Origin of the sequence: Mogibacterium kristiansenii (assembly GCF_029224645.1) — a bacterium.
Classification (GTDB): Bacteria; Bacillota; Clostridia; order Peptostreptococcales; family Anaerovoracaceae; genus Mogibacterium_A; species Mogibacterium_A kristiansenii.
This window is the reverse complement of sequence record NZ_JAQXUZ010000005.1, coordinates 55275-77680: the sequence shown is the minus strand read 5'-3', so window position 1 is coordinate 77680 and position 22406 is coordinate 55275. Positions and strand designations below refer to the sequence as shown.

Annotated in this window: 22 protein-coding genes; 14 read left to right on the top strand and 8 right to left on the bottom strand. The window is 52.1% G+C overall.

Annotated elements, in window-relative coordinates; genetic code table 11:
- Positions 1-436: 436 nt before the first annotated feature.
- Positions 437-1354 (bottom strand): LysR family transcriptional regulator, encoded by a 918-nt coding sequence (locus PUE40_RS02460; RefSeq protein ID WP_277671799.1) that lies wholly within the window; start codon positions 1352-1354, stop codon positions 437-439.
- Positions 1355-1736: 382 nt separating this feature from the next.
- Between PUE40_RS02460 and PUE40_RS02455 the strand changes: the two genes are divergently transcribed.
- Together PUE40_RS02455 and PUE40_RS02450 are read left to right on the top strand one after the other, a co-directional pair.
- Positions 1737-2975 (top strand): ion transporter, encoded by a 1239-nt coding sequence (locus PUE40_RS02455; protein WP_277671798.1) that lies wholly within the window; start codon positions 1737-1739, stop codon positions 2973-2975.
- Between the two features lie 266 nt (positions 2976-3241).
- Complete coding sequence (locus PUE40_RS02450; RefSeq protein ID WP_154553740.1) at positions 3242-3784, top strand: HD domain-containing protein; 543 nt, start codon at positions 3242-3244, stop codon at positions 3782-3784.
- A gap of 51 nt (positions 3785-3835) precedes the next feature.
- Here the strand turns inward: PUE40_RS02450 and PUE40_RS02445 are convergent, their stop codons facing one another.
- The 5 genes from PUE40_RS02445 to PUE40_RS02425 form a co-directional block, all read right to left on the bottom strand.
- Positions 3836-4642: an MBL fold metallo-hydrolase gene (locus PUE40_RS02445; protein ID WP_277671797.1), complete on the bottom strand. Its 807-nt coding sequence runs from the start codon at positions 4640-4642 to the stop codon at positions 3836-3838.
- A gap of 153 nt (positions 4643-4795) precedes the next feature.
- The gene (locus tag PUE40_RS02440) at positions 4796-5626 is read right to left on the bottom strand and encodes a phosphoenolpyruvate hydrolase family protein (RefSeq protein WP_154553738.1); all 831 of its coding nucleotides are present in this window, start codon (positions 5624-5626) and stop codon (positions 4796-4798) included.
- 56 nt (positions 5627-5682) lie between these two features.
- A complete protein-coding gene (locus tag PUE40_RS02435) occupies positions 5683-6885 on the bottom strand; it encodes a Tm-1-like ATP-binding domain-containing protein (RefSeq protein ID WP_277671796.1) in 1203 nt (400 codons plus the stop codon).
- 119 nt (positions 6886-7004) lie between these two features.
- Complete coding sequence (locus PUE40_RS02430) at positions 7005-8234, bottom strand: phosphoenolpyruvate hydrolase family protein (RefSeq protein WP_154553736.1); 1230 nt, start codon at positions 8232-8234, stop codon at positions 7005-7007.
- A 10-nt stretch (positions 8235-8244) separates the two neighbouring features.
- On the bottom strand, positions 8245-9366 hold the full coding sequence (locus PUE40_RS02425) for a polysaccharide deacetylase family protein (RefSeq protein ID WP_277671795.1): 1122 nt from the start codon (positions 9364-9366) through the stop codon (positions 8245-8247).
- 302 nt (positions 9367-9668) lie between these two features.
- On the opposite strand from PUE40_RS02425, the gene PUE40_RS02420 reads away from it, so the two are divergent.
- The 6 genes from PUE40_RS02420 (at position 9669) to PUE40_RS02395 (ending at position 15409) form a co-directional block, all read left to right on the top strand.
- Entirely contained in the window at positions 9669-10379 is a 711-nt protein-coding gene (locus PUE40_RS02420; RefSeq protein ID WP_277671794.1) for a PIN domain-containing protein, read from the top strand.
- Positions 10380-10787, top strand: coding sequence for a hypothetical protein (locus PUE40_RS02415; RefSeq protein ID WP_154553733.1), 408 nt, complete (start codon positions 10380-10382; stop codon positions 10785-10787). It begins immediately after the preceding gene.
- Between the two features lie 39 nt (positions 10788-10826).
- A complete protein-coding gene (locus PUE40_RS02410; protein ID WP_277671793.1) occupies positions 10827-11255 on the top strand; it encodes a ubiquitin-like domain-containing protein in 429 nt (142 codons plus the stop codon).
- A 63-nt stretch (positions 11256-11318) separates the two neighbouring features.
- On the top strand, positions 11319-11858 hold the full coding sequence (locus PUE40_RS02405; RefSeq protein ID WP_277671792.1) for a 3D domain-containing protein: 540 nt from the start codon (positions 11319-11321) through the stop codon (positions 11856-11858).
- A 1553-nt stretch (positions 11859-13411) separates the two neighbouring features.
- Positions 13412-14728, top strand: a complete 1317-nt coding sequence (locus PUE40_RS02400; protein WP_277671791.1) for a hypothetical protein — start codon at positions 13412-13414, stop codon at positions 14726-14728.
- Between the two features lie 69 nt (positions 14729-14797).
- Positions 14798-15409: a histidine phosphatase family protein gene (locus PUE40_RS02395; protein ID WP_277671790.1), complete on the top strand. Its 612-nt coding sequence runs from the start codon at positions 14798-14800 to the stop codon at positions 15407-15409.
- Here PUE40_RS02395 and PUE40_RS02390 read toward each other — a convergent pair.
- Together PUE40_RS02390 and yedF are read right to left on the bottom strand one after the other, a co-directional pair.
- A complete protein-coding gene (locus PUE40_RS02390) occupies positions 15406-15681 on the bottom strand; it encodes a putative Se/S carrier protein (RefSeq protein ID WP_277671789.1) in 276 nt (91 codons plus the stop codon). The genes PUE40_RS02395 and PUE40_RS02390 overlap by 4 nt on opposite strands.
- 15 nt (positions 15682-15696) lie before the next feature.
- Positions 15697-16278: a sulfurtransferase-like selenium metabolism protein YedF gene (gene yedF / locus PUE40_RS02385; protein ID WP_277671788.1), complete on the bottom strand. Its 582-nt coding sequence runs from the start codon at positions 16276-16278 to the stop codon at positions 15697-15699.
- A gap of 225 nt (positions 16279-16503) precedes the next feature.
- Here yedF and PUE40_RS02380 point away from each other — a divergent pair, with 225 nt between their 5' ends.
- From PUE40_RS02380 to PUE40_RS02355, 6 genes are all read left to right on the top strand, one after another.
- Entirely contained in the window at positions 16504-16983 is a 480-nt protein-coding gene (locus PUE40_RS02380; RefSeq protein WP_154553727.1) for a peptidylprolyl isomerase, read from the top strand.
- A gap of 40 nt (positions 16984-17023) precedes the next feature.
- On the top strand, positions 17024-18676 hold the full coding sequence (locus tag PUE40_RS02375) for a putative manganese-dependent inorganic diphosphatase (RefSeq protein ID WP_277671787.1): 1653 nt from the start codon (positions 17024-17026) through the stop codon (positions 18674-18676).
- Between the two features lie 182 nt (positions 18677-18858).
- On the top strand, positions 18859-19617 hold the full coding sequence (locus tag PUE40_RS02370) for a threonine/serine exporter family protein (RefSeq protein WP_277671786.1): 759 nt from the start codon (positions 18859-18861) through the stop codon (positions 19615-19617).
- A gap of 1 nt (position 19618) precedes the next feature.
- Complete coding sequence (locus PUE40_RS02365; protein WP_235898172.1) at positions 19619-20107, top strand: threonine/serine exporter family protein; 489 nt, start codon at positions 19619-19621, stop codon at positions 20105-20107.
- Positions 20108-20273: 166 nt separating this feature from the next.
- Complete coding sequence (locus tag PUE40_RS02360) at positions 20274-21446, top strand: aminotransferase class I/II-fold pyridoxal phosphate-dependent enzyme (protein ID WP_154553725.1); 1173 nt, start codon at positions 20274-20276, stop codon at positions 21444-21446.
- A gap of 164 nt (positions 21447-21610) precedes the next feature.
- Positions 21611-22399 (top strand): SGNH/GDSL hydrolase family protein, encoded by a 789-nt coding sequence (locus PUE40_RS02355; RefSeq protein WP_277671785.1) that lies wholly within the window; start codon positions 21611-21613, stop codon positions 22397-22399.
- Positions 22400-22406: the final 7 nt, after the last annotated feature.

The window sequence follows — 22406 nt, the reverse complement described above, 5'->3', positions numbered from 1 at the left end:
TCTGTCTTCTCCTCCAAGCACGGGCTCCATTGCACATAAAGTGTAGCTGGTGCTATGGACATCCATTCCGATTTTTAGTATTCTATTCATAAATGACCTCCTTTTGTATGTGGTAAACCACTGTCTATTGATTTAGTCGTCAATTACAGTATAGTGGCGAATCCACGATATTACAAATGTGAGGTCATTTCATATTATCTTGCAGCTCCGTTTCGGGGAGCAAAATCTTCACACAGATTTCGCGCCGCCGCCTGCCCCCGGCCGGCTTTTGCGGGGCGCGATTTGCTCCCCGCTCCTCGCAAAGCCTTACGGCTTCGTTCCGGGGAGCAAAATCATCACACAGATTCCGCGCCGCCGCCTGCCCCCTGCCGCGCTCCGCATAAAAAAGAGAAGAACCTTTTTTTGTTCTTGGTTATTTGATGATTTAAGACACCTCCTACATAACCTTCTCGTAGAAAGTATCCAAAGAATCCCGGATGGTCTGGAAGAAGTCCGTGGCGCAGCGGGCGTAGTGCCGGTTCCGGGAGGTCATTAAGCTGATGTCCACGGTATGCCCCAGTCCCTCCAGTTCCAGCGTTCGCAGGCCGGCTTGAACGATGGAGCCTTCCTTGTAGTACGCGAAGGATTTGGCGCAGAACATGGCGGCATCGAATCGCTTGCACAAGGAGGCCTGAACGGCGTATTCGCTGACGTTGATGATATTGTTCAGTTCGATGTTCCGGCTCTCCAGGAATGGGTCGATAAGAAAACTTGTGGTGCTGTCGGACAGGTCCCGGATGAAAGGGAGATCGGCATAATCGGCGATGTCCACCGTTGTGGCATCGCCGGTCCGCTCTCGGGCGATGTGGTCCGGCACGGCCAGATATACCGGATCCTGGAAGAGCAGTTCCTTCTGCAGATTCCGGTGCGGGACGGCGTTTACCGCAATGATGCCGTCCAGTTTGTTATCCAGCAGCATGGATTCCAGCTTCATGGTGATGTCGGAATACAGGTGGATTTTCACATGAGGATGGGCAATGTGGTACCGGATGATGATGTCGGCGGCAAAAGCACGCACCCGAGAGACGCTGATGCCGATGGAAACTTCTCCGGCGTCCCCGCTGTTGATTTCCGAAATGGTCTGGCGCACATCCCGGTCCATGGCTTCCTGCCGGAGAAGCATATCCCGGAGCACTTCACCAGCCGGGGTCAGCTGCACCTTCGGCTTTCGAATTACCAGCGTGGTTCCGTAATCCTCTTCCAGTTTCTTGATGTGCTCACTGATTCCTTGTTGAGTGATGAAAATTTTGTCCGCGGCGCGGGTGAAATTAAGTGTTTCACTGAGCGCCAGAAAGGCGCGTTCGCTGTTGGTCATGGAAAACTCCTTTTTTGTGTTTTTCAACTAAGCAGACCTGTTAATGATTAAACATTATACCACAAGTAAATACTTGTTTAAATACAAAAAATTACTGTTTTTCAATTGTCCGGAAATAGAGTATATTATATTTGCTAAGAGATAGAGCTTAGCTGTGAAAGAGCCAACCATTAACCATAAACCTTATAGATTCAGGAACGGAGCGTATCCATCGGATACGTTCTTTTTCTGTTTTTGGGATATTTTTAAAATAGAGGGTGACGCTGAAAATTGTTCAGATTTAATTAAAGCTTGTGAATAATAGGACATTATTTCACAATTGCATCGGGATGCGGGACTGTCTATAATGAAATCAAGGATTTTTGGAATGAGGATTTAATGTATGGAAACAAAAATAAGAACGGAAGAAACCTCGTGGGGCCGCCTGCAGCACCGGCTCTTTCGAATGGTATCCATCGGCACGGTGTCGGATCCCCTGAGTCTGGGTTACGACATCTTCAGCTCCCTGGCGCTGATTGTCAATCTGACCGCCGCTTTTATGATGACCTATGACCATCTGGCGCAGACCTACGGCGCCGGATTGACGCTGGTGCTGGAAGTGACCACGGCCTTCTTTGGCGTGGATTACGTTCTTCGGCTGCTCACGGCGGAGTGCCTGTACCCAAATGTAGGAAAAGGCCGTGCAATGGGCAAGTACGTGATATCCGGTGCCGGCCTGATTGACCTGCTGTCCTTTCTCCCGGCCTACCTGCCGGTGATGTTCCCGGGAGGCGCCACCGCATTCCGGATGTTTCGGGTGGCGCGGATTCTGCGCCTCTTCCGCATCAACCGGTACTACGACTCCCTCAATGTCATTTCTCAGGTGCTCGTTCGGAAGCGTCAGCAGCTTCTGTCTTCTTTTTTTATCATATTGGTGCTGATGATGGCCTCCAGCCTGTGCCTATACAGCGTGGAGCACGACGCTCAGCCGGAGGTGTTCCGAAATGCCTTCTCCGGAATCTGGTGGTCCGCTTCCACCTTGCTCACCATCGGTTACGGCGATATTTATCCCATCACCACGCTGGGCAAAACCTTCGGCATCCTCATCGCTTTCCTGGGCGTGGGCATGGTGGCTATTCCAACGGGTATCATTTCCGCCGGTTTTGTGGAGCAATATCAGCGGATTCAGAAGCTCAGCGAGTACGGGCTGGAGGCAGATATCCATTTCGTTCAGGTGATGCTGAAGCCGAAGGATGAGTGGTGCGGGCGGCTGGTTCGGGAGACGGCGCTTCCGTCCGGCTTGATGATTGCGGTAATCCTGCGGGGGACGGAGACGAAAATGCCCCACGGTGACGTGCGGCTCCGGGCCGGAGACCGGCTGATTCTCAGCGGCGAATCCCCTCGCAGCAACGAGAACATGGAATTGAAGGAGATTGTGCTGCATCGCAGCCACCCGTGGGTGGGAGAGCGGATTCGGTCTCTGGACATTTCCCGCCGCAGTTTCATCGTTCTCCTGAAGCGCCACGGCCGGGGGATCGTGCCCAAAGGCAATGTGACACTGATGGAGGGCGACCGGCTGACGATGTATACCATAAAAGAAGGGGCGGAGGAGCCGAAGGAATTGCCGAGACCCATCGTATAGCGGCAAGACGGAGGAACCGGAATTGCCTAAAATCGCTCGAAACTTCTTTTAAGAAAAATAATCTGTTGCGACAAGAAATTCAATTTTTTGTTGTGCTTCGCTCATAAAAAGCATTGCCTTCCCGATGTTTTTAATGCTAAAATTATTACGTTGGGTGTTTTGAGGAGGCCGTGGTCTTCAAGAAAACCACATAAATGTGCCACCGGAACACCAGAATTCAGATATAGTATAAGGACGGTAATGGTCAAGAGTCAGAAAGGAGTACTATGGCAGGAAAGGTTGTTACATCTTATCTGAATAAATACGGAAAGAATATCGTAGACTCTCCGGAATTCGAACAGGCAATGAATCAGCGGCACCACCTGAGAAGCTCGGTGGGAATGCACACCATGCGCGTGGTGGCAGCCAGCGTTTGGATTTGCTATCTGCTGAAGAAGATTCACGTACATACGGACAGCGAATCGGTGGTGAAAGGGGCGCTGTGCCACGATCTGGGAATTCTGGACCGGGACGATAAATTTGATAATAACAAGGAATGCTACCGGGAGCACCCGGTGGAATCCGTGGAAGTGGCGAAGAAGCTGCTTCCGGATCTGAGTGAGAAGTCGGAAGAGATTATCCGGACCCACATGTGGCCGGTGACTTCGGAGCTTCCAACCTGTCGGGAAGGCGTCATCGTCTCCCTGGCGGACAAGGTAGTTGCCGTTCGGGACTTCCTCAGCTTCGGCGAAAGCCGTTTCACAGACGGGGAAAGCTATTCCGCACCGGCATTGCAGGGAATGGAGAACCGGAATCGGTATTCCGCATAATGAGGTAATAATAAAAAAGGGATTGGACGCGGCGTCCAATCCCTTTTTTCATTAACTATAGAGCGAAATCACATCCAAATCCTCCGGCACCAGCAGGTTTCCGGAGAAGTATTTCCGTCCTTCCGCCAGATACAGCTTTTGCCGTTGATCCCCGTGGGATTCTTCCGTGTGGTACAGGATGAGGTTCGGAACGGAATACCGCTCCGCCAACTCACAGGCATCCTTCACCGTGGAGTGGGCGATTTTGTGAGGATGGAAGATGTCATTGTCGGATTCCAGGCAAAATGCCTCGTGAAGGAGCCACTCACTGCCCGCCACGTATTTTTCCCCCTCCGGGCGGCAGAATTCGTCCCCCAGACAGGTGAGGCGCTTTTCCGGTTCGTATTCCAGGGAAAAACCAAATTGAATCGTTTTCGGGTTTCCGATGTCGAAGAAGGTGATGGGATGGCCCAGCACCTGGGCGGTTTCGCTGTCTTCCACCGGAATGAGGTGGATGCGGCTGCCGATATGGCACAGCTCCTGCGGCCGGAGCAGCAGGTGGGCCACTTTGTCGATTTTGTCAATCACCGTCCGGGAAGAGTAGATGCGCACCTCCCCTTCATAATCATTCAGTTCCATTCCGTAACCGATTCGCCGCATCATCCAGATGATGCCCATAAAATGGTCCACATGCTGGTGGGTGACGAAGATGTCGTGAACATCCCGCCAGTCCAGGAAGGACTGTTCCAGCTGCCGGAGAATCTGATTTCCGCCGCCGCCGTCCACCAGGAAGAGGCTGCCGTTTTCCTCCAGGGCGAAGCAGGTATTGTAATTCTTTGTGGCCAGCGCAAAGCCGGTCCCCAGTACGTTCATTTTCATAAATTAAATCCTTTCGTTTGTCATAGGCGGACACCCTTGCCGTCCGGATTGTTTTTTTATGGTATATTCTATCACAGAAAAAGGGACTGCGAAAACCGCAATCCCTTCTCCATGCTGTCAATCCCACAAGATGTCAATGTACCGGCGACTTGATTACTTCTGGATTGCCTTGAAATCTTCGGTCTGAGCCTTAATGCCTCTTTCTGCAGCGAATCTCTCGATGGAGGAAGCGCCGAAGAAGCCATCCAGTTCCGGAATGTTGCTGATGATGTACTGCGCATCCTTTGGCTCTGCAATCGGGCCGCCGTGGCAGATAACCATAACATCCGGATTTACGTCTCTTGCTGCTTTGATAATAGCCTTAATTCTTGGAATGCAATCGTCCAGGGACAGAACGGTCTTTGCACCGATGGTTCCCTTGGAGGTCAGGCCCATGTGGGCAACGATGATGTCCGCACCGGCTTCGGCCATTGCAGCGGACTGCTCTGCATCGAATACGTATGGGCAGGTGAGCATATCCAGCTCGTGGGCTTTGCGGATCATGTCAACTTCCAGGCCGTAACCCATGCCGGTCTCTTCCAGATTCTGACGGAATACGCCGTCAATCAGACCAACGGTCGGGAAGTTCTGAACACCGCTGAAACCCTGATCCTTCAGCTGCTGCAGGTAAATGTCCATAACGCGGAACGGGTCGGTACCGCATACGCCGGCGAGAACCGGAGTCTCCTTTACCACCGGCAGAACCTCAGCACCCATCTCAACGACAATCTGGTTGGCATCGCCGTAGGACAACAGGCCTGCCAGAGATCCGCGGCCGGCCATTCTGTAGCGTCCGGAGTTGTAAATAATCAGGATATCTGCACCGCCGGCTTCACTGCTCTTTGCGGTGATTCCGGTTCCGGCGCCAACGCCTACCAGGATTTTGCCGCTTGCAATCTGTTCCTTAAATTTTGCGATATTTTCTTCTCTTGTAAGTCTATTCATTGTGTACCCCTTTCGTCATAAAAATAGATTCATAAGTCCGATTTTTCCGATTCTTCTTACAGAAGGGAAATGAGTTTCTTTGCTGCTGCAACGGCGAATTCTTTGTCGTTGATATCCGTATCCAGCTCTACGATTTCCACATTGGAATCTGCCAGCTCGGTGCGGAGCGTATCGAACAACACCTTATCCGCCTCTGCATCGTAGAACGGTTGACCTTCCACGTCAATCATGGACACGCCCTTCAGCGGAAGCATCAGCGTGGTTTTGCCCGTGGCATCTGCCAAGCGGGTTGCAATCTCATGGCCGATGGATTTCAGCTCATCGGCAGTGGTGCGCATCAGGGTAACCGTTGGATTGTGCTTGTACAGATTCCGATCCTTGAACTGCGCCGGAACCGTATCCATCGGTCCGAAGTTCACCATATCCAGTGCACCCACGGAAACCACCTGCGGAATGCCGTTCTTGCCCGCTGCGGTGAGACGGTCCGGACCTGCGTTGAGCACGCCGCCCACTACTTCGTCGCACCATTCGGTGGTGGTGAGATCCAGCACACCCTTGATGAATCCCTGGTCGATAAGGGCTTCCATGCACTTGCCGCCGGTACCGGTTGCGTGGAATACCAATACGTCGTATCCCTGTTCATGAAGATAATCTTCTGCTGCCTTTACGCACGGTGTGGTTACGCCGAACATGGTAGCTGCCAGAAGCGGATTGCCGTCGCTTTCGATTTCCTTCTGGTTCTGAACCATGCCTACAATGGCGTTGGCTGCGTTGCTGAAAATTACTTTGGAAATGTCATTCAGACCTTCCGCATCCACAACGGATGGAATCATGACGATGTCGCTGGTTCCCACATAAGGTGAAACGTCACCGGACGCCATGGTGGAAACCATCACTTTCGGAACTCCCAGCGGAAGCTGCCGCATTGCCGGAGTGGCCAGTGAGGTTCCGCCGGATCCGCCGATGGAAATGATGCCGTCGAATTTGCCCTCTGCATAGAGCTGAGGAATCAATTTCTCCGTTCCTTTTGCTAAAACTTCTGTGGCGGTAGCACGGTCGCGCTTTTCCACGATGGCGTTGATGTCGGCACCGACTGCCGCCGCAACCTCCGCGCTGCTGATATCCGGTTCTACCACGGGTTCGAATACACCGGTGTTGATGCAGAGGGTTTTCAAACCCTGCTCTTCGATGCATTCCTTAATGAACTTGAGCTCCTTTCCTTTGGTATCAAAGGTTCCGAGTACTGCAACTGTTTTCAATGCTGTATACCTCCTTGTCCGCCTTTTCTTAATTGTATTCTAGCACGAACGAAAAAGTAAAAAATATGTTTTGATTACTAAAAATTGTGTTTATATAACATTTTTGTTGCAAGAAAAACTTATGGTTGTTTTTGCGTGACTCCCGCGTGTTGTTTCGACCGCAGCATGGTTTTGTAGTTTCGCGGCGCCATTCCCTTATACTTCTTGAAAATCTTGCTGAACTGGACCGAATCCGGATACCCCACCCGAAGGGCGACTTCCTGAATCGGCATTTCGCTGACCTCCAGCAGTTCGCAGGCCTTGTTGAGTCGGAAGCGAATCAGGTATTCCGTAAAGCTGATGCCCATTTTCTTTTTGAACAGGGTGCTCAGATATGGGGTAGAAACGTGCAGCACCGTGGAGAGCGCCTGCAGAGTAATGGGCTGTTCGTAGCTCTGGCGAATGTGCTGTTGTACGAACTCGATGTAGTTTCGGGAAGATTCCATTCCCTCCATGGCGGCCTCCCGCTTCTCGTCCAGTGCGCTGTCCATGGGATACTTGAAAGCGCGAGTGGAGGAGATAATCGCTCGCTCCGAAGGAATTCGTTCGAAAGAGGATCCTCCGATAAAACCCTGCGCCGCCGTGTTCTCGTAGAAGTACTGGAGGTCCATCGGTGACTTAATCGGACCGGCGTAGACCATGCGAATCCGCTCCGGCGCCTTCTCCAGGCATGCGGAGAACACCTCGTCCGCCAGGAGTTTTGCCTTCTCTATGGATTGGGCTTTTTTCGGACCCATGGCGCCTCCCGGCGTGAGTCCCAGGTGGGCGCAGATGACGTCTGCTCCCGCGTCAATCATGGCTTCCGCCTGCTCTTTGCTGCACACAAAGGCTAAGGTGAAAAAATCCATTTCATGGGCAATTCGGATGGCTTCCACCTCATTGTCAAATCCCAGACCTTCTTCCTCCAGCGATTCCCGAAAAATACCGTCAATCAGTGCCACCGACGGGAAGTTGACGATGCCGGAAAGTCCGGAATTCTGAATATCTTGGATGTAGTCCCGGAGTTCGATGGTGGGATCCGAGCAGTTCAGTCCGAAGAGCACCGGGGTGTATGGGAGCAGGGTGAGCAACTCTCGCGCCGCAAAGCTTTCAACGATTCGATTGCTGTTTCCGTAGCACAGGTAACTGCCGAAGGACGGGCGCCCGGACGCCCGGAAGCATCCGGCACTGAGGGCCAGCACCATATCGGCCCCGCCGGTAACGGAGGCCAGCGCGGTATGCCCGCATCCGGAAGAAGCACCGATTACGTGCCCGTTGGCCCGGAGATGGTTGTTCAAATGTCTAATAATGTTTTTACGATTGTTCAGCATGGCATCCTCTCTATTGTTCAGTCTGTTGTTCTGTTGGTTCTTGGCCGTCCGATATGTCCCGGGCGAATTCCTCCGGGGTACATCCCCCGTTCACGCGAATTCGCGGCAGCAGGTAGGGATCGTCTCCCGGGTGTACCTTTCCGTATTCGGTGGTAAAAGCACAAAGGAAACCCGCTTCCTTCACCGCCGCCTCACAGGTGTCCGTGTAATCGCCGAAGGGATAGGCGAAGGCCTCGCCGCTGCCCAGCATGTCGATGGATTTCTTCAGGTCCGCTACGTCCTCTTCCTGAGACAGGGCGGTAAAAACACCTCCGTGGCCGATGGTTCCGCCGGGACGGTGCATGTTGTAGGAGTGGGACTGGAAGTTGATGTGCTTGGCATCGCCGTATTTCTGAAGCACATCTTTGCCGTTCTTAGCACAGATAACGAAACTGGTCGCGGTGATGTCGTATTTTTCCAGCACCGGAATTCCGTACTTCTGGAAATCCTTTGTGCAGTCGTCAAAGGTGAGCACCACGGATTTCACCGGCAAATCAATCTTTCCGTCAATGTAATCCCGCAGCTCCTGCCAGGATGGGAAATAATAATCCGCATCGATCAGATACTGCAGGATGGCGGACAGTTCTTCCGTGGACATGTAGTTGGGGTTCAGATCTTCCGGGGGATTGTTCGCATCGTAGATGTTGTGAAACATGCAGACCGCGATGCCGTGACCGTAGCTTGGAGAACTTTGGTCCGGCTTACGGTATGCCGTGCGAACCTTTCGGGTCTTCTTCACCCGGTTGCCGTAATCCTTCAGCGTGTAGGTGATTGTTCCGCTATAGGATTTCCACAGAGTGCCGTCCTTCCGAAAACTGCTTTGATCCAAATCCGTCTGAATGTGGGAGGAAATGTCTTTCTTCCGATAATCCTTCGCCGTGACCCCGGGGTCCGAGAATTTCTCGCCGGGATACAGCCGTAGGGTGGTGTCCCCCTTCAAGGAAATGACGGGTTTGCGGCTGAGTCCGCCAATCTGGTGGTGGGCCTGATAGCGAATCAGCAGCACTCCTCCCAGGAGGAGCAGTATCATGATAATTATGATGAGAAGAATGAGTGAATTCTTCCTCCGAAAACGTTTCTCTATATGATTCATCGATGTTCCTCGTGTGTTCCATTTATTCGATACATTATATATAACTGGATATATAACGTACTTTCGATATGTAGAAATATACCGCTATCATATCAGCATTAAAGCCGGAGTTCAACAGGACAGACTATTTGAAAATCGGATAGCGGAAACCCGGGATTGGACGAAACTTTTCTTTTATGGGAAATTGAGATATAATAATATTTTATGGAAGAAACAGTGTGGGCCTGCGGCAAAATGCTGCCGGGGCGCCGATCGTGTTGTTATCATTGACAAAGAGATTGAAATAGAAAGAGGGACTTTAAATGAAGTATTTAATTGATTTTGAAAACGTGGCCAGCAATGGGTTTGAGGGGCTGGAGCTTCTGGATGACGGATCGGAACTGCTGATTTTCTATTCGGAGCAGCACAGCACTATCAGCATTACGGTGCATCAGGAGCTGGAGCGAAGCCGGATTCGGAAGACGTACATGCCGATTAAGACCGGTGGCAAGAACGCCCTGGATTTTCAGCTGGTGAGCTGGCTGGGGTATGAGATCGCAAAGAACGGCGGGGAGCAGTTCGTTATCATCAGCAAGGATACCGGATTCGATGCGGTGGTGGATTTCTGGCAGAAGCGGAATGTGAACGTGTCCCGGCATCCGGACCTGCGCAAGGCGGTGAAAAAAACCATTCTCAAGAGGGCGCCGGAGGCGGCCATCGAAATCCCGGAGGAACTGCCGCAGCCGGAAGAGGCGAAGAGCGGGAAGGACAAGAAGAGCAAGCTGAAGAAGAAGGAGAAGCGGGGCGAAAAAAAGAAAAACGCCGCAGCCAAGGAGAATCGGGTGTTCCAGGGGGATGTGAAGAGCTTGATTCCGGAGTTTTCCGGCGAGGCGAGCCGAATTGCGGAGACCCTTCGGGTGCATAAGACGAAGCAAGCGGTGAACAATGCCCTGGTGAAGATTTACGGCACCGAAATGGCAGGAAAGATCTATAAAGGCATCAAGCCGCTGCTGAAGGGACGGAAGGGTGAGTAGATGGACGTATTGGATTATCGAATGGAGCTGAACCCGAAGCAGACCCGGGGGACCCTGACGGTCCGGAAAATTGCGGACGTGGAGGACATGAACCACGGATTCTATTTTTATCCGGAAGGAGAGGCGCTGATGGCGGTTCCCTATGGCGATATGGGGCAGGTGCTGCATTTCACGGAACCGAATACCTTTCACCTGTACCTGTTTCGGAAGGATGCGGCCTATGCCAAAGCGGCGTTCCGGAAATTTCTGAAGGAGAACGGCTTGGAGGAGGCGTCGAAGGCGGTGGCCAAGAAATCTTTTGAGCCGGCGGAGGACCTGATTCCGATGCCGCTGGACAAGGAGATTCGGGAGCAGATTCGGAAGGACGACCGCAGCAAGTTGATTCACCGAGGAAGCTCGGAAAACTAAATCGAGCGAGACGAAAAGAGGATGAGCGGAGAGAAGAAAATGAGAAATGAGACGGCAGCCGGCAAGAAAAAACGGAAAAACCTGTATCAGATTTTCAATCGGGATCGGCACACCCGAACCATGGGTGTGATTCTGCTTCTGACTCTGGGAATTCTGCTGTGGCAAGAGATCAGTTGGCTGATACCGGAGCAGGTCACCGTTTCCTATGCGGGGATGGACGGAAAGACGAAAACCGTCACCGCCCTCACGCGGCAGACCACGGTGGGGGCCGTACTGAAGGAAGCCAAGATCGGTGCGTCGGAAATCGATACGGTGCACCCCTGCCGGGAGTATCCGATATCCAACAAGATGAAAATCACCGTGGAGGAGTGTATTCACACCCAAATGGAAATTCACGGAAAGATGAAGGATTTCACCCTGAAATCCGGTACCGTTCGGGAGAACCTGAAACTGAACGACATCCACTAGGATAAGGACGACCGCATCTCGCCGGAGCTGGATTCACCGGTTCGGGCGGACACGAAAATTACCGTGGACGAGGTGCACCGGAAGGTGACGGAAGGCACCAAAAAAGTAAAATCCGGGGATAAGGTGGTGCTGGACCCGGGCCTGTCTTCGGGCACGGTGCAGGAAACCGGCGGCCGGGACGGCGAGGGCCTCTATACCTACACCACCACCTATATCAATGGGAAAAAATCCGGCACCCGGACAAAGTTAAAGAAGTGGATTACGAAACCAGAAGATCACACTCTTCGGTGCGGCACCTCGGAAACCGGGGAGAAGGGGGAAGTAAAAGTAAAAAGTACTTTTACCGCCAACACCACCGCCTACTATGCGGGAACCAATGCCCATGGCTCTACGGGCCAGCGGGTGCACTACGGGACCTGTGCGGTGGATCCGTCCGTGATTCCTTACGGAACGCGCCTGTACATCGAGGGCTACGGAATTGCGGTGGCCAACGACTGCGGCGGCGCGGTGCAGGGGCACATTGTGGACCTGTACATGCGAAGCACGGCGGAGTGTATCCGCTGGGGCCGCCAGAACCGGAAAGCCTATGTGCTGGCGGAGTAGAAGAAAAAGAAGCTGGGAAAATGCGGGACGCGTTGGCGCCGGCCGTGTTGGCGTGGCCCGGCGAAGAAATAAGGCTTCGCAGAAAGGAAGGCGCCAACACGGCCGGGGACCGCCCGGGAAAAACCGGAGCATGTTGGCGTGGCCCGGCGAAGAAATAAGGCTTCGCAGGGAGGACGGCGCCAACGCGGCCGCCGACTATACAGGAAAAACCGGAGCATGTTGGCGTGGCCCGGTGAAGAAATAAGGCTTCGCAGGGAGGACGGCGCCAACACGGCCGGCGACCGCCGCCTCTAATTCAGGCCACTTTCGGGAAATCGGAAGAAATTGACGACGGAACCTCGATTCCCAACGTTCCGTCGTCAATTTCCCCGCGGCCGTCGGGAAGATTAGAGTGGAATGCCCGGGGAAGATGGTGAGCTGAGGGCTAGCGAGTAGAAAATCCGGTTCTGAAGAAGTGATTCTGGACACGGATTCAATTTGAATTAGAGTAAAAATATGAAGAAAAAATTGGATTGACGACAGACTTTTCGGATACGAGAGTCTGTCGTCAATTTTTTGTGGTGCCGAATGCAGGTTGGAGCAAGCGGCACGGGGAGATGATTAGAATTGACGACGAAAGGAGGGACGAGTGGTGTTCGTCGTCAATTCTTTCCTTTTGAAAATATAATAGAGGAAAAGTGATGCACGAAGGCGGGTGGGAGCCTTTCGTGCATCACTTTTCGTCTGTGCTCGAGGGCGTGGTGCCCCAAGACGAAGAAACAAGGGCTAGCGGGCAGTGAGGCACCACGCCCGCTCGGCGGGAACGGCTGCTGTGCTCGAGGGCGTGGTGCCCCAAGACGAAGAAACAAGGGCTAGCGAGCGGTGAGGCACCACGCCCGCGCCGGCGGGAACGGCTGCTGTGCTCGAGGACGTGGTGCCTCAAGACGAAGAAACAAGGGTTAGCGGGCGGTGAGGCACCACGCCTGCCGGCCACGGGCGAAAAAACGCGGGGGACTTGGTGCAAAGGAAACGGAAGAACAAGGACCGGCGGGGTTTCGTGCACCAAGACGGCGCCGGCCACGGACGAAGAAACGCGTGGGATTTGGTGCAAAGGAAACGGAAGAACAAGGGCCGGCGAGATTTCGTGCACCAAGTCGGCGCGGGGAGGGGGCAAAGAAACGCGGTGGACTAGGTGCAAAGGGAACGGATGAACAAGGGCCGGCGGGATTTCGTGCACCAAGACGGCGCCGGCCACGGGCGAAAAAACGCGGGGGACTTGGTGCAAAGGAAACGGAGATATAAGGGCCGGCGGGATTTCGTGCACCAAGTCGCGCCCCGCGCCACGCCCGCGCCACGCCCGCACCACGCCCGCGCCGCGCCCCGCGCCACGCCCGCACCACGCCCGGCGCCCCACCACGCCCGCCGGCCCGCACCACGCTTGCTCATTCGGAAGTTTATAAACTTCCGAATGATAATAAAAGTGTACTGAAGGGGAATTTTTTCTGTGGCATAATACTTTCACCGGAAAGGAATCAGCGCTGCAATACCGGAAATAATATGAAAGGAGATGCAATATGAAAAGAACAATCCGTGTTCGGATTGCCGGCAGGAATCCGGAGTTATCCGGATTCCTTAGATTCCTGGGATTCTTGTTCCTTTTGTTTCTCGCGTTGTCTCGGCTGGGAACCGCGTTCCCGGCGGAAGCGGCCACCTCGTCCCCATCAGCCTATACATACGAGGATTGGAAGCATTCCCTGGACCGGGTAGCCGAGAATCTGGAGAAGGACGGATTTCACTACAGCGTAAATGGAGGGAAGGGATCTTACCGGAAAAGCAAAGAGAAGCGGCGCGTGACCAACTGTGCTATCTACGTATCCTGGGCGCTCCAGGATGCGGGAATTATCAAGAAGGGGCAGGTTTTCTGGATTGACAAAGGAGGTGCCATTCGAGGAAAGCGGAAAACCTGCATTACGAAAAACAGCAAGCTGAAGATACTTCATCCCCACAAAAAAGCGAAGCATGCCGGCCTCAAGAAAGGAGATATTTGCGGCTGGGACAACCATATCCATACGGCGGTGTATGCGGGAAGAGATGCCAAAGGCCGAACTTTGTGGTACTCTGCCGGCCGAGACGGAGGTGTGAAGAAGAACGGAAAGTGGTATTTTAAAGCTGGTAAAACCAAAGCGAAGGTGCGGGCGGCCCGATATGACGGAAAAATCGCCACGGTGATTCGTATTCGGAATTTAAAGGCTGCCCCGGCAAAAAAACCAAAAAAAGCAAAAGCAAAGTCGAAGCCGATGTCCGCAGTAAAAGCAGACGAAGAATTAAACCATTCGGGCGAAACTTCCGATGTGGAATTTGAAGAAATCACCCCGGAATACGAAGAGGAAGAGGAGGTGAGCGAAACGGAAGACGGCGGACCGGCAGAGTCGACGGATACGCCGGATACGCCGGAAACGAATCCGGATGCATCAGAAGCGAATCCGGACGCATCAGAATCGAAACCGGAAGACACAGCAGAAAACGTAATCAGCGGAGGGGAGACTTCCGATGAGCCTCGGGATTTTGAGACGGAGGAAAACGATCCGGAGGATGAGGACGGTGCAACGGTGGATGACTCCGCCAACGATACCATTTTGGATCTGGACAAGAACGAGGTCATTTCCGTCAAAGACGGAACGCGGAAGAAAATCCAAGACGGTTACGAGGAAAGCCGGGACCCCGATAATCCGGACGAGGAAAGCCGGGGCACCAAAGGAGAGACAAATAAAGTTCGAAGAATCGATACCCCGGAAACCGGCGACGATGGTTTTGCGGTGGCCATGGTGCTGCTAATTCTCAGCTGCAGCGGACTGCTTGTAATGGCACATCGTCGAAACCCGGAAAGTTGACCATGCGGAAACATCTGTGGTATTCTGTATAACAGTTAAAAAAATGCGTATCACAGATGGGAGAAAACAGTGAGATTATTTATATTACGACATGGACAAACGGATCTGAACCTGGCCCGGAAGGTGCAGGGGCACATGGATGTGGACCTGAACGCCACCGGTATTGAACAGGCAGAGGATTTGGCAAAGGTGGTTCGGGAGAAAAACCTTCGTTTCGATGCAATCTATTGCAGCCCGCTGAGAAGGGCGCTGGATACCTGCGAAATCGTTACCGGACAGAGCCGAGACACGTTTCACGTGGATGATCGAATCGAGGAATTTGATTTCGGCGAGCTGGAAGGCTATGCCTACCGGGAGCTTCCCGGAGAGTCGCAGAAATTCTTTTCCGCACCGGATGAATTTCTGCCGGCGGGGAGAGGGGAGACTTTTCAACATCTGATTCAGCGGATAACGGACTTTTTGGAAGAATTGAAGACTCGGGAACAAGGAAATGTGCTGGTGGCGTCCCACGGAACGGCCATTCACGCCATGCTCCTCTATTTCCGGCACAAAGAGTTGAAAAATTTCTGGGATGAGGATGTGCATAACTGCGATTTGATGATTGTGGACTGCATCGACGGCGAATACGTCGTCCGAGATGAGAAAATTGCGGTAGAGAAAAAAGAAACCGGTTACCTCTAAAGGGTAACCGGTTCGTAATCGAATCGCTTGATGGACTTATCCTCCTCAATCCGATAGACATGGTATTCCTCCGGGACTAACTCCGTCCCCTCCAGGAATACCTTTTTTGATTCGTCGAATTTCTCCGGCTCCACCCGAACGGCGATTCCGCAGCTGGTGGAGATGTGCCGAGGCACCGGCATGATGGTGCAGCCCACCGGCTTCAGCAGCTTCTCGGTGGAAATGGCTCCGTGGGTGGATTCGAAAGTGTACAGGTAAAAAGTATTCGTCATGAACACCACCCTCTCCTACAGAGTGATAACCTTGGAAACTTCCTGCATTGCACCCAGGATGTCATACATGTTGCTGACGGTTCCAACCTTGCAGTCTTCCTTGATTCCGAAGAAGTTCAGGCAAGTGCCGCATACCAGAACCTTGGTTCCTTTCTCAATCAGAGTGTTCAGGTTCTCAATAATCTGAGGCTCTACGCCGGTGGTCAGCTTTACGCCGCCGTTCATGAAGAGCACGTAGGTCGGGATGTTTTCGCTCTCGGACAGGGTGAAGATGGCCATCTTTGCCAGGTTCATTCCCAGTTCGGCATCGCCGTTTCCCAGACCTTCCTTGTTGAAGAATACCGCGTAGCTTCCTTCGTCAAAGCCGTGAGCGGATTCCGGAATATTGCCGTCGCCGTCCGCAAATGTAGCAACGAGCTTCTCTCCTTCCGGTGTAACGGTGATTTCTCTTCCATATGTCTTTCCCAGGCGGGACAGGTTGTCAATCTGAGTCTGACCATCTACCAGAATGGACAGATCCTGAGTGCCGTTGTCCAGCTCTTTCTTCGCCATGATTACAGGAATTGGGCATGCTTTGCCTGCAGCATCTAATCTCATAATGAATTCCTCCTATTATTAAACACAAATATACAAATAAATAGTATCACCAAATCCCGTTTTTTCAAATAGAAAAATCTTATAAAAGAAAATCGGTCCCGCGAAAGTTTCCGGCGAGAGCGAACGGAAAACTCCCGCAAATCGAATTGCTCGTAAGACTTCACAGAAAGGAAATAATGTTGTAGAATTATCTATCATTGAATATACCAATAAGGAGAAGCAAATATGAAAGAATTTATCATTGAAATGGAAAACGGCGGCGTAATGGAAGGGGAACTGTACGAAGACATCGCACCGAAGACGGTGGAGAACTTCGAATCCCTGATTGAAAAGAAGTTCTACGACGGACTGATTTTCCATCGCGTCATCCCGGGATTCATGATTCAGGGCGGATGCCCGAACGGAAACGGCATGGGCGGCCCGGGATATACCATTCCGGGAGAGTTCAACTCCAACGGTTTTAAGAACGACCTGAAGCACACTCGAGGCGTTCTCTCCATGGCAAGAGCGATGGACCCGAATTCCGGCGGATCCCAGTTCTTCATCATGGTAGCGGATGCACCGCATCTGGACGGAGATTATGCCGCATTCGGAAAGATTACCAAGGGTATGGAAGTGGCGGATGCCATCGTGAACACCAAGCGGGATCCGTGGATGGACAAGCCGCTGGAAGATCAGAAAATCAAGAGCATTCGCATGAAGTAAGGCCGAGGACGACAGGAAAAGAAAGGGAAGAGAGAGCAGTATGCAGCAGGAACGAAACATCATCGTAATTGGACATAAGAATCCGGATACGGATTCCATCTGCTCCGCTATCGCATATGCACATTTGAAAAACATGACCACCCACAGTCACCACTACGTTCCGATGCGGGCGGGAGAAATCAGCCAGGAGACCATGTACGTGCTGGACCGCTTCAACATGCCGGTCCCGAATTACTTGGGCGACATCGGTGCTCAGGTATGTGACATGGAAATTCGCCGCACGCCCGGGGCGTCCAAGGACATGACCATCAAGCAGGCATGGGATTTCATGGCAGAGACGGATGCGGTGACACTTGCGGTGACAGAAGAGGACCGGGTCATCGGACTGATCACCAAGGGAGACATCGCCCAGACCTTTATGGAGGCGGAGGACAGTCGGTTCCTGTCTCGCATGAAGCCGCGGTACCGGGATATTGCAGATACCGTGAACGGTACCATCGTGGTGGGCGATGGCGACGACCGCTTTGAAGAAGGCAAGGTATTGGTGGGTGCGGCCATGGTGGAGCGCATGCAGGAGCACATCGAGCCGGGAGATTTGATGCTCATGGTGGACCGGGTGGAAAATCAGATCGGTGCCCTGGAGAAGGGCGCAAAGGTGCTGATTCTCTGTCTGGGAGCCAAGGCCAACGAAGAAGTTATCGCTAAGGCCCGGGCAGAAAAGGCGGTCATCATCGAGACCTCGTTGGATACTTTTGCGGTTTGCATGGAAATCCACAAAAGCGTTCCCCTGGAATCTTTCATGCTGAAAGAAGACATCATGACGTTCCGGATGGACGACTATACGGACAAGGTGCGGGCGGCCATGGCGTCTACCCGCCACAGAGCTTTTCCGGTGGTGGATTCCAACGATCGCTACGTGGGAACCATCTCTCGCCGGAACCTGCTGGGAATCCAGAAGAAGCGAGTGATTCTGGTGGATCACAACGAGACATCCCAGGCCGTGGACAACATCAACGAGGCGGAGATTCTGGAAATCGTGGACCATCACCGCCTGGGCACCCTGCAGACACTGCAGCCGATCTACTTTGTCAATCAGCCGGTGGGCTGTACGGCGACGATTCTGTACGAGATGTTCGTGGAGAAGGGAATCGAGATTGCGCCATCCATCGCCGGACTGCTGTGCGCGGCGGTAATTTCGGACACGCTGATGTTCCGATCTCCGACCTGCACGCTGAAGGACAAGATGGCGGCAGGTGCGCTGGCGCTGCTGGCGGACATCGATATTGAAGCTTTTGCCACGGAAATGTTCGAAGCGGGCTCGGATCTGGGCAACAAGTCGGAAGAGGAAATCTTCTATCAGGATTACAAGAAGTTCACTTTCGGAAACACCAGCTTCGGCGTGGGTCAGATCAGTTCCATGAGTGCGGACGAGCTTCAGGAAATCAAGAAGCGGATTCAGCCGCTGCTTCGCCACGAGTGCGGAAAGAACGGCGTGTCTATGGTCTTCTTCCTGCTGACGGATATTCGGAACTCCTCGTCGGAAATGCTGTACGCCGGTGACCGGGCAGAGGAGCTGGCGGACATCGCCTTTAAGGATGCGCCGAAGAGCGACGGAAGCTATTATTTGGAAGGGGTTCTGTCCCGAAAGAAGCAGCTGATTCCGGCATTTATGCGGGCGATTAACTTGATGTAAAAGGGCTGTGAAAAGTTTTCAAAATACGCAAAAGCATTTTGAACATAAATTAAAAGATTAACATGAAAATCTATTGAAAGCAAGGTTTCAATGTGATAATGTAATGGCTGTGCTATCTGGACTCCATATCCGGACTCGGGTGGTACAGCATTTTATTTTTTGATAAAAATTGAGGGAAGGAAATGGATTACACGAAGGTGCTGAAGGGAATCCTCGATCTCGGGGAGGCAATGATTAACAGCGGTGCAGAGATTGGCCGTGTGGAGGACAGCTTGTATCGGCTGTGCGATGCGTATGGCTTCAAAAAAAGAAATTGTTGGGTGATTTCGTCCAACATACAGGCGACGGTGGAGACTCCGAATGGGGAAACGCTGACGCAGATTCGTCATGTCCCGGGGGGCGAGATGAATTTCGACCGTCTGGATTATCTGAACAATCTGTCCCGTTTCATTTGTAAAAACAAACCGGATGCACCGGAACTTCAGGCGAAGCTTCAGGAGGTAATGGATCGTCCGGAACAGCCGAGGTGGCAGCACTATATAGCCGGTGTCATGGGCGGTGCCGGATTCGCCGTCTTCTTCAATACTAATTTTATGGACACCATCGTGGCCGTGCTGGCATCCCTGATTATCGTGGCACTGGGCGAAGTGCTGGGGAAATACGAGCACAATCCGCTGATTTTCAATGCGATTATCGCCTGCATCGTGGAAACCTTTATCATTCTGGCAGTGACATGCGGATTGGGCGAACACGTGAACTATATCACCATCGGAGTCGTGATGCTGCTGATTTCCGGAATCGGCTTCACCAACGGTATTCGAGACCTGCTGCACAGGGATACCCTGTCCGGTATTGTGAATATCTGGAATTCTGTGCTGGGTGCGACCGGTATTGCTTTGGGAATCGCATTGCCGATTCTGCTTCTGAAAGGAGTGATGTAAGATGTTGGTACTTGCTTCGAGTTTTACAACGCAGCTGATATCCTGCACAATCGCTTGCGTAGGATTCGCGTATTGGTTCAACGTAAAGGGCATTCAGGTGTTGTACTCCGGAATTGGAGCGTTCTTTACCTGGGCGGTATATTATGTATGTTTTGAAATGACCAATAGCAACTTCCAGTCGACATTGTTCGGCGCCATCTTTGTGGCCATCTTCGCCCAGATTATGGCCAGGGTGAACCGAGCGCCGGCAACGATTTTCCTGTGTGTCTGCGTATTTCCGCTGGTTCCGGGACCGAATCTGTATTACATGATGTACTATCTGGTACTGGAGAATTATAAGGTGGCCAAGGAAGAGGCGGTGACGCTGGTACTCACTTGCGTGGGCATTGCTCTGGGCTTCATCGTGGTGGACATCTTCAACAAGTATATCGTGATCATCTTCAAACGTTTGAAGGGCCAGCGGATATCGGAACACGGCGAACGGTATTAATCTCTTTTTGGGAGAGAAAAAATAAAGAATGCCTTTCGATTTGTTAAAAAAAGGACCGGCCGGAAGACTTGACAGAAATATTGTTAGCTTATACAATAAATACCATGGTTGGTTTATTGTATAAGCTAAATTTTTTTAACATCTGAACTGTAAGGAAGGAATGGAGATGAAAAACAAGTACATTGCAAAACGCTATTGGAAGGACAGCTCGTCCCCGATGGGTGCAGTAAATGCAAAGGCAAAACAGTATGACGACGTGATTAACCTGAGCCTGGGCGATCCGGACCTGTTGACCGATAAGGGCGTAATCGAACAGGCTTACAAGGATACTCTGGCAGGTCACACCAAGTACACGGAGTTCCGAGGCGATCCGGAGCTGAGAGCTGAGATTTGCAAGTTCTATAAAGACGAATACGATATGGATGTAACGGATGATGAAATCATCATTACAGCAGCCGGCACGCTGGCAATGCATCTGGTAATGGAAACGATTCTGGACGACGGAGACGAAGTGATTCTTCAGGCACCGTACTTCACACCGTATCCGAAGCAGGTGGAGATGTCGAGAGGTATCCCGGTAGAGCTTCCGACCTACGAGGAAGAGGATTTCCAGGTTAACGTGGAGAGACTGGAGTCCCTGATTACCGAGAGAACCAAGGCTGTCGTTCTGAACACACCGAGCAATCCGACCGGCAGCTGCCTCACCGTGGAAACCATGGAGAAGATTGCAGCAATTGCGGAGAAATACGACCTGCTGGTGGTATGCGATGATATCTACACCGCATTCAGCTATCAGAACCCGTTCGTGCCGTTCGCATCCCTGCCGGGCATGAGAGAGCGCACGATTATCATCAACACCGTATCCAAGAACTTCACCATGACCGGATGGCGTGTGGGCAACATCATTGCTCCGGCGGACTTCATCAAGGTGATGACTGACGTGAACATGAGCGTTGCATTTACGGTAGCGGCACCGACTCAGAGAGCCGCACTGGCCGCATATCGAACCTACAAGGATTTCCAGCCGGCAATGGTAAAAGAATACAAGAAGAGAGTGTTCTACGCAGCGGAGAGAATTAATGCATTGAACAACATGCACGTGCTGTATCCGCCAAAGGGTGCGTTCTACCTCTTCATCAATATCAAGGATACCGGCCTGACTTCCATGGAAGTGGCTGAAAAGATTCTGGACGAAGCGCACGTTCTGACCCTTCCGGGCAACGCATTCGGCGACTGCGGCGAAGGTTTCCTGCGAATCGCATGTACCTGCGGCTGCGAGGAGCTGGGCAAGGCCTTCGATCGAATCGGCGCGATGGACCTTTTCAATCCGAACAAATAAGTATTAAAAAACGGTTCGTTACGAATATTTGTGGGATAGTTACCGGTAACTATCCCATTTTTTTTAATGGGGATGTTTTGAATTTTGAAATCGGAGTAAGGTTGAATGTGGAGCTGTTTTGCGGTATATTATTAGCAGTTATGGAGACGACAAAGAAGACAACAGTGAAGATTATCATAGCAAAAGATCCAAAGAAGCGGAAACCTCAATGGACAGGAGTCATAGTGTATGCACTCCTGCTTATTTTCGTGTTTAATTTTTTTGATTGGAACCGGCCCTATGACGGGTACACCCGCTATGAGGTGGAGGTCAACCGGGAAATTGTGGCCCGGGAACAGAAGGGGGATGTGGCCAAGATTGAGAAGGACATTTCCCTGGTGGATGCGAGTCTGAAGAACGGCGACTCCCTCAGTGGGAAGAGAGCTTGGTACATGGAGCGATTCCGGAACTGCGTGGTGGTGGGAGATTCTCTCACCGAGGGTTTGAGTGTCTATCAGTGGCTTTCGAAGAAGCAGGTATTCAGTTCCGTGGGGGGATCCCTGAACAACGATGAAAAATTGTTCCGGAAGGCGGCGGCCACCTATCCGAAGGCGGCGTTCTTTGCATTCGGAATGAACGACACCATCAACTATCGAGGCGATTCCAAAGCTTTCATTAAGCGGTATGAGAAACTGCTGGATGGAGTGCACAAGAAGAGTCCGAAGACGAAGATCTATATCTGCAGCATTTCTACGCCGACAAGTAAGGCCATCAAGCAGAAGAAATCTTTGGGACATTATAAGAAATTCAACAAGGCTCTGCAGAAGATGTGCGACGATAAGGGCTATACTTACGTGGATGCCAGCCGGATTTTGCCGACGCATAAGGATCTCTATGCGGGAGACGGAATTCATGCGGCCAGCGCGTACTATCCGATGTGGATGGATAAAATGATAGAAAAGGCAAATCTATAGATGAGAG

What these genes read in the sequence shown, in the direction of transcription:
- PUE40_RS02460 (WP_277671799.1), bottom strand. Translation starts at nt 1,354, where the DNA reads ATGACCAACAGCGAACGCGCCTTTCTGGCGCTCAGTGAAACACTTAAT.
- PUE40_RS02455 (WP_277671798.1), top strand. Translation starts at nt 1,737, where the DNA reads ATGGAAACAAAAATAAGAACGGAAGAAACCTCGTGGGGCCGCCTGCAG.
- PUE40_RS02450 (WP_154553740.1), top strand. Translation starts at nt 3,242, where the DNA reads ATGGCAGGAAAGGTTGTTACATCTTATCTGAATAAATACGGAAAGAAT.
- PUE40_RS02445 (WP_277671797.1), bottom strand. Translation starts at nt 4,642, where the DNA reads ATGAAAATGAACGTACTGGGGACCGGCTTTGCGCTGGCCACAAAGAAT.
- PUE40_RS02440 (WP_154553738.1), bottom strand. Translation starts at nt 5,626, where the DNA reads ATGAATAGACTTACAAGAGAAGAAAATATCGCAAAATTTAAGGAACAG.
- PUE40_RS02430 (WP_154553736.1), bottom strand. Translation starts at nt 8,234, where the DNA reads ATGCTGAACAATCGTAAAAACATTATTAGACATTTGAACAACCATCTC.
- PUE40_RS02425 (WP_277671795.1), bottom strand. Translation starts at nt 9,366, where the DNA reads ATGAATCATATAGAGAAACGTTTTCGGAGGAAGAATTCACTCATTCTT.
- PUE40_RS02420 (WP_277671794.1), top strand. Translation starts at nt 9,669, where the DNA reads ATGAAGTATTTAATTGATTTTGAAAACGTGGCCAGCAATGGGTTTGAG.
- PUE40_RS02415 (WP_154553733.1), top strand. Translation starts at nt 10,380, where the DNA reads ATGGACGTATTGGATTATCGAATGGAGCTGAACCCGAAGCAGACCCGG.
- PUE40_RS02410 (WP_277671793.1), top strand. Translation starts at nt 10,827, where the DNA reads ATGAGAAATGAGACGGCAGCCGGCAAGAAAAAACGGAAAAACCTGTAT.
- PUE40_RS02400 (WP_277671791.1), top strand. Translation starts at nt 13,412, where the DNA reads ATGAAAAGAACAATCCGTGTTCGGATTGCCGGCAGGAATCCGGAGTTA.
- PUE40_RS02390 (WP_277671789.1), bottom strand. Translation starts at nt 15,681, where the DNA reads ATGACGAATACTTTTTACCTGTACACTTTCGAATCCACCCACGGAGCC.
- yedF (WP_277671788.1), bottom strand. Translation starts at nt 16,278, where the DNA reads ATGAGATTAGATGCTGCAGGCAAAGCATGCCCAATTCCTGTAATCATG.
- PUE40_RS02380 (WP_154553727.1), top strand. Translation starts at nt 16,504, where the DNA reads ATGAAAGAATTTATCATTGAAATGGAAAACGGCGGCGTAATGGAAGGG.
- PUE40_RS02375 (WP_277671787.1), top strand. Translation starts at nt 17,024, where the DNA reads ATGCAGCAGGAACGAAACATCATCGTAATTGGACATAAGAATCCGGAT.
- PUE40_RS02370 (WP_277671786.1), top strand. Translation starts at nt 18,859, where the DNA reads ATGGATTACACGAAGGTGCTGAAGGGAATCCTCGATCTCGGGGAGGCA.
- PUE40_RS02365 (WP_235898172.1), top strand. Translation starts at nt 19,619, where the DNA reads ATGTTGGTACTTGCTTCGAGTTTTACAACGCAGCTGATATCCTGCACA.
- PUE40_RS02360 (WP_154553725.1), top strand. Translation starts at nt 20,274, where the DNA reads ATGAAAAACAAGTACATTGCAAAACGCTATTGGAAGGACAGCTCGTCC.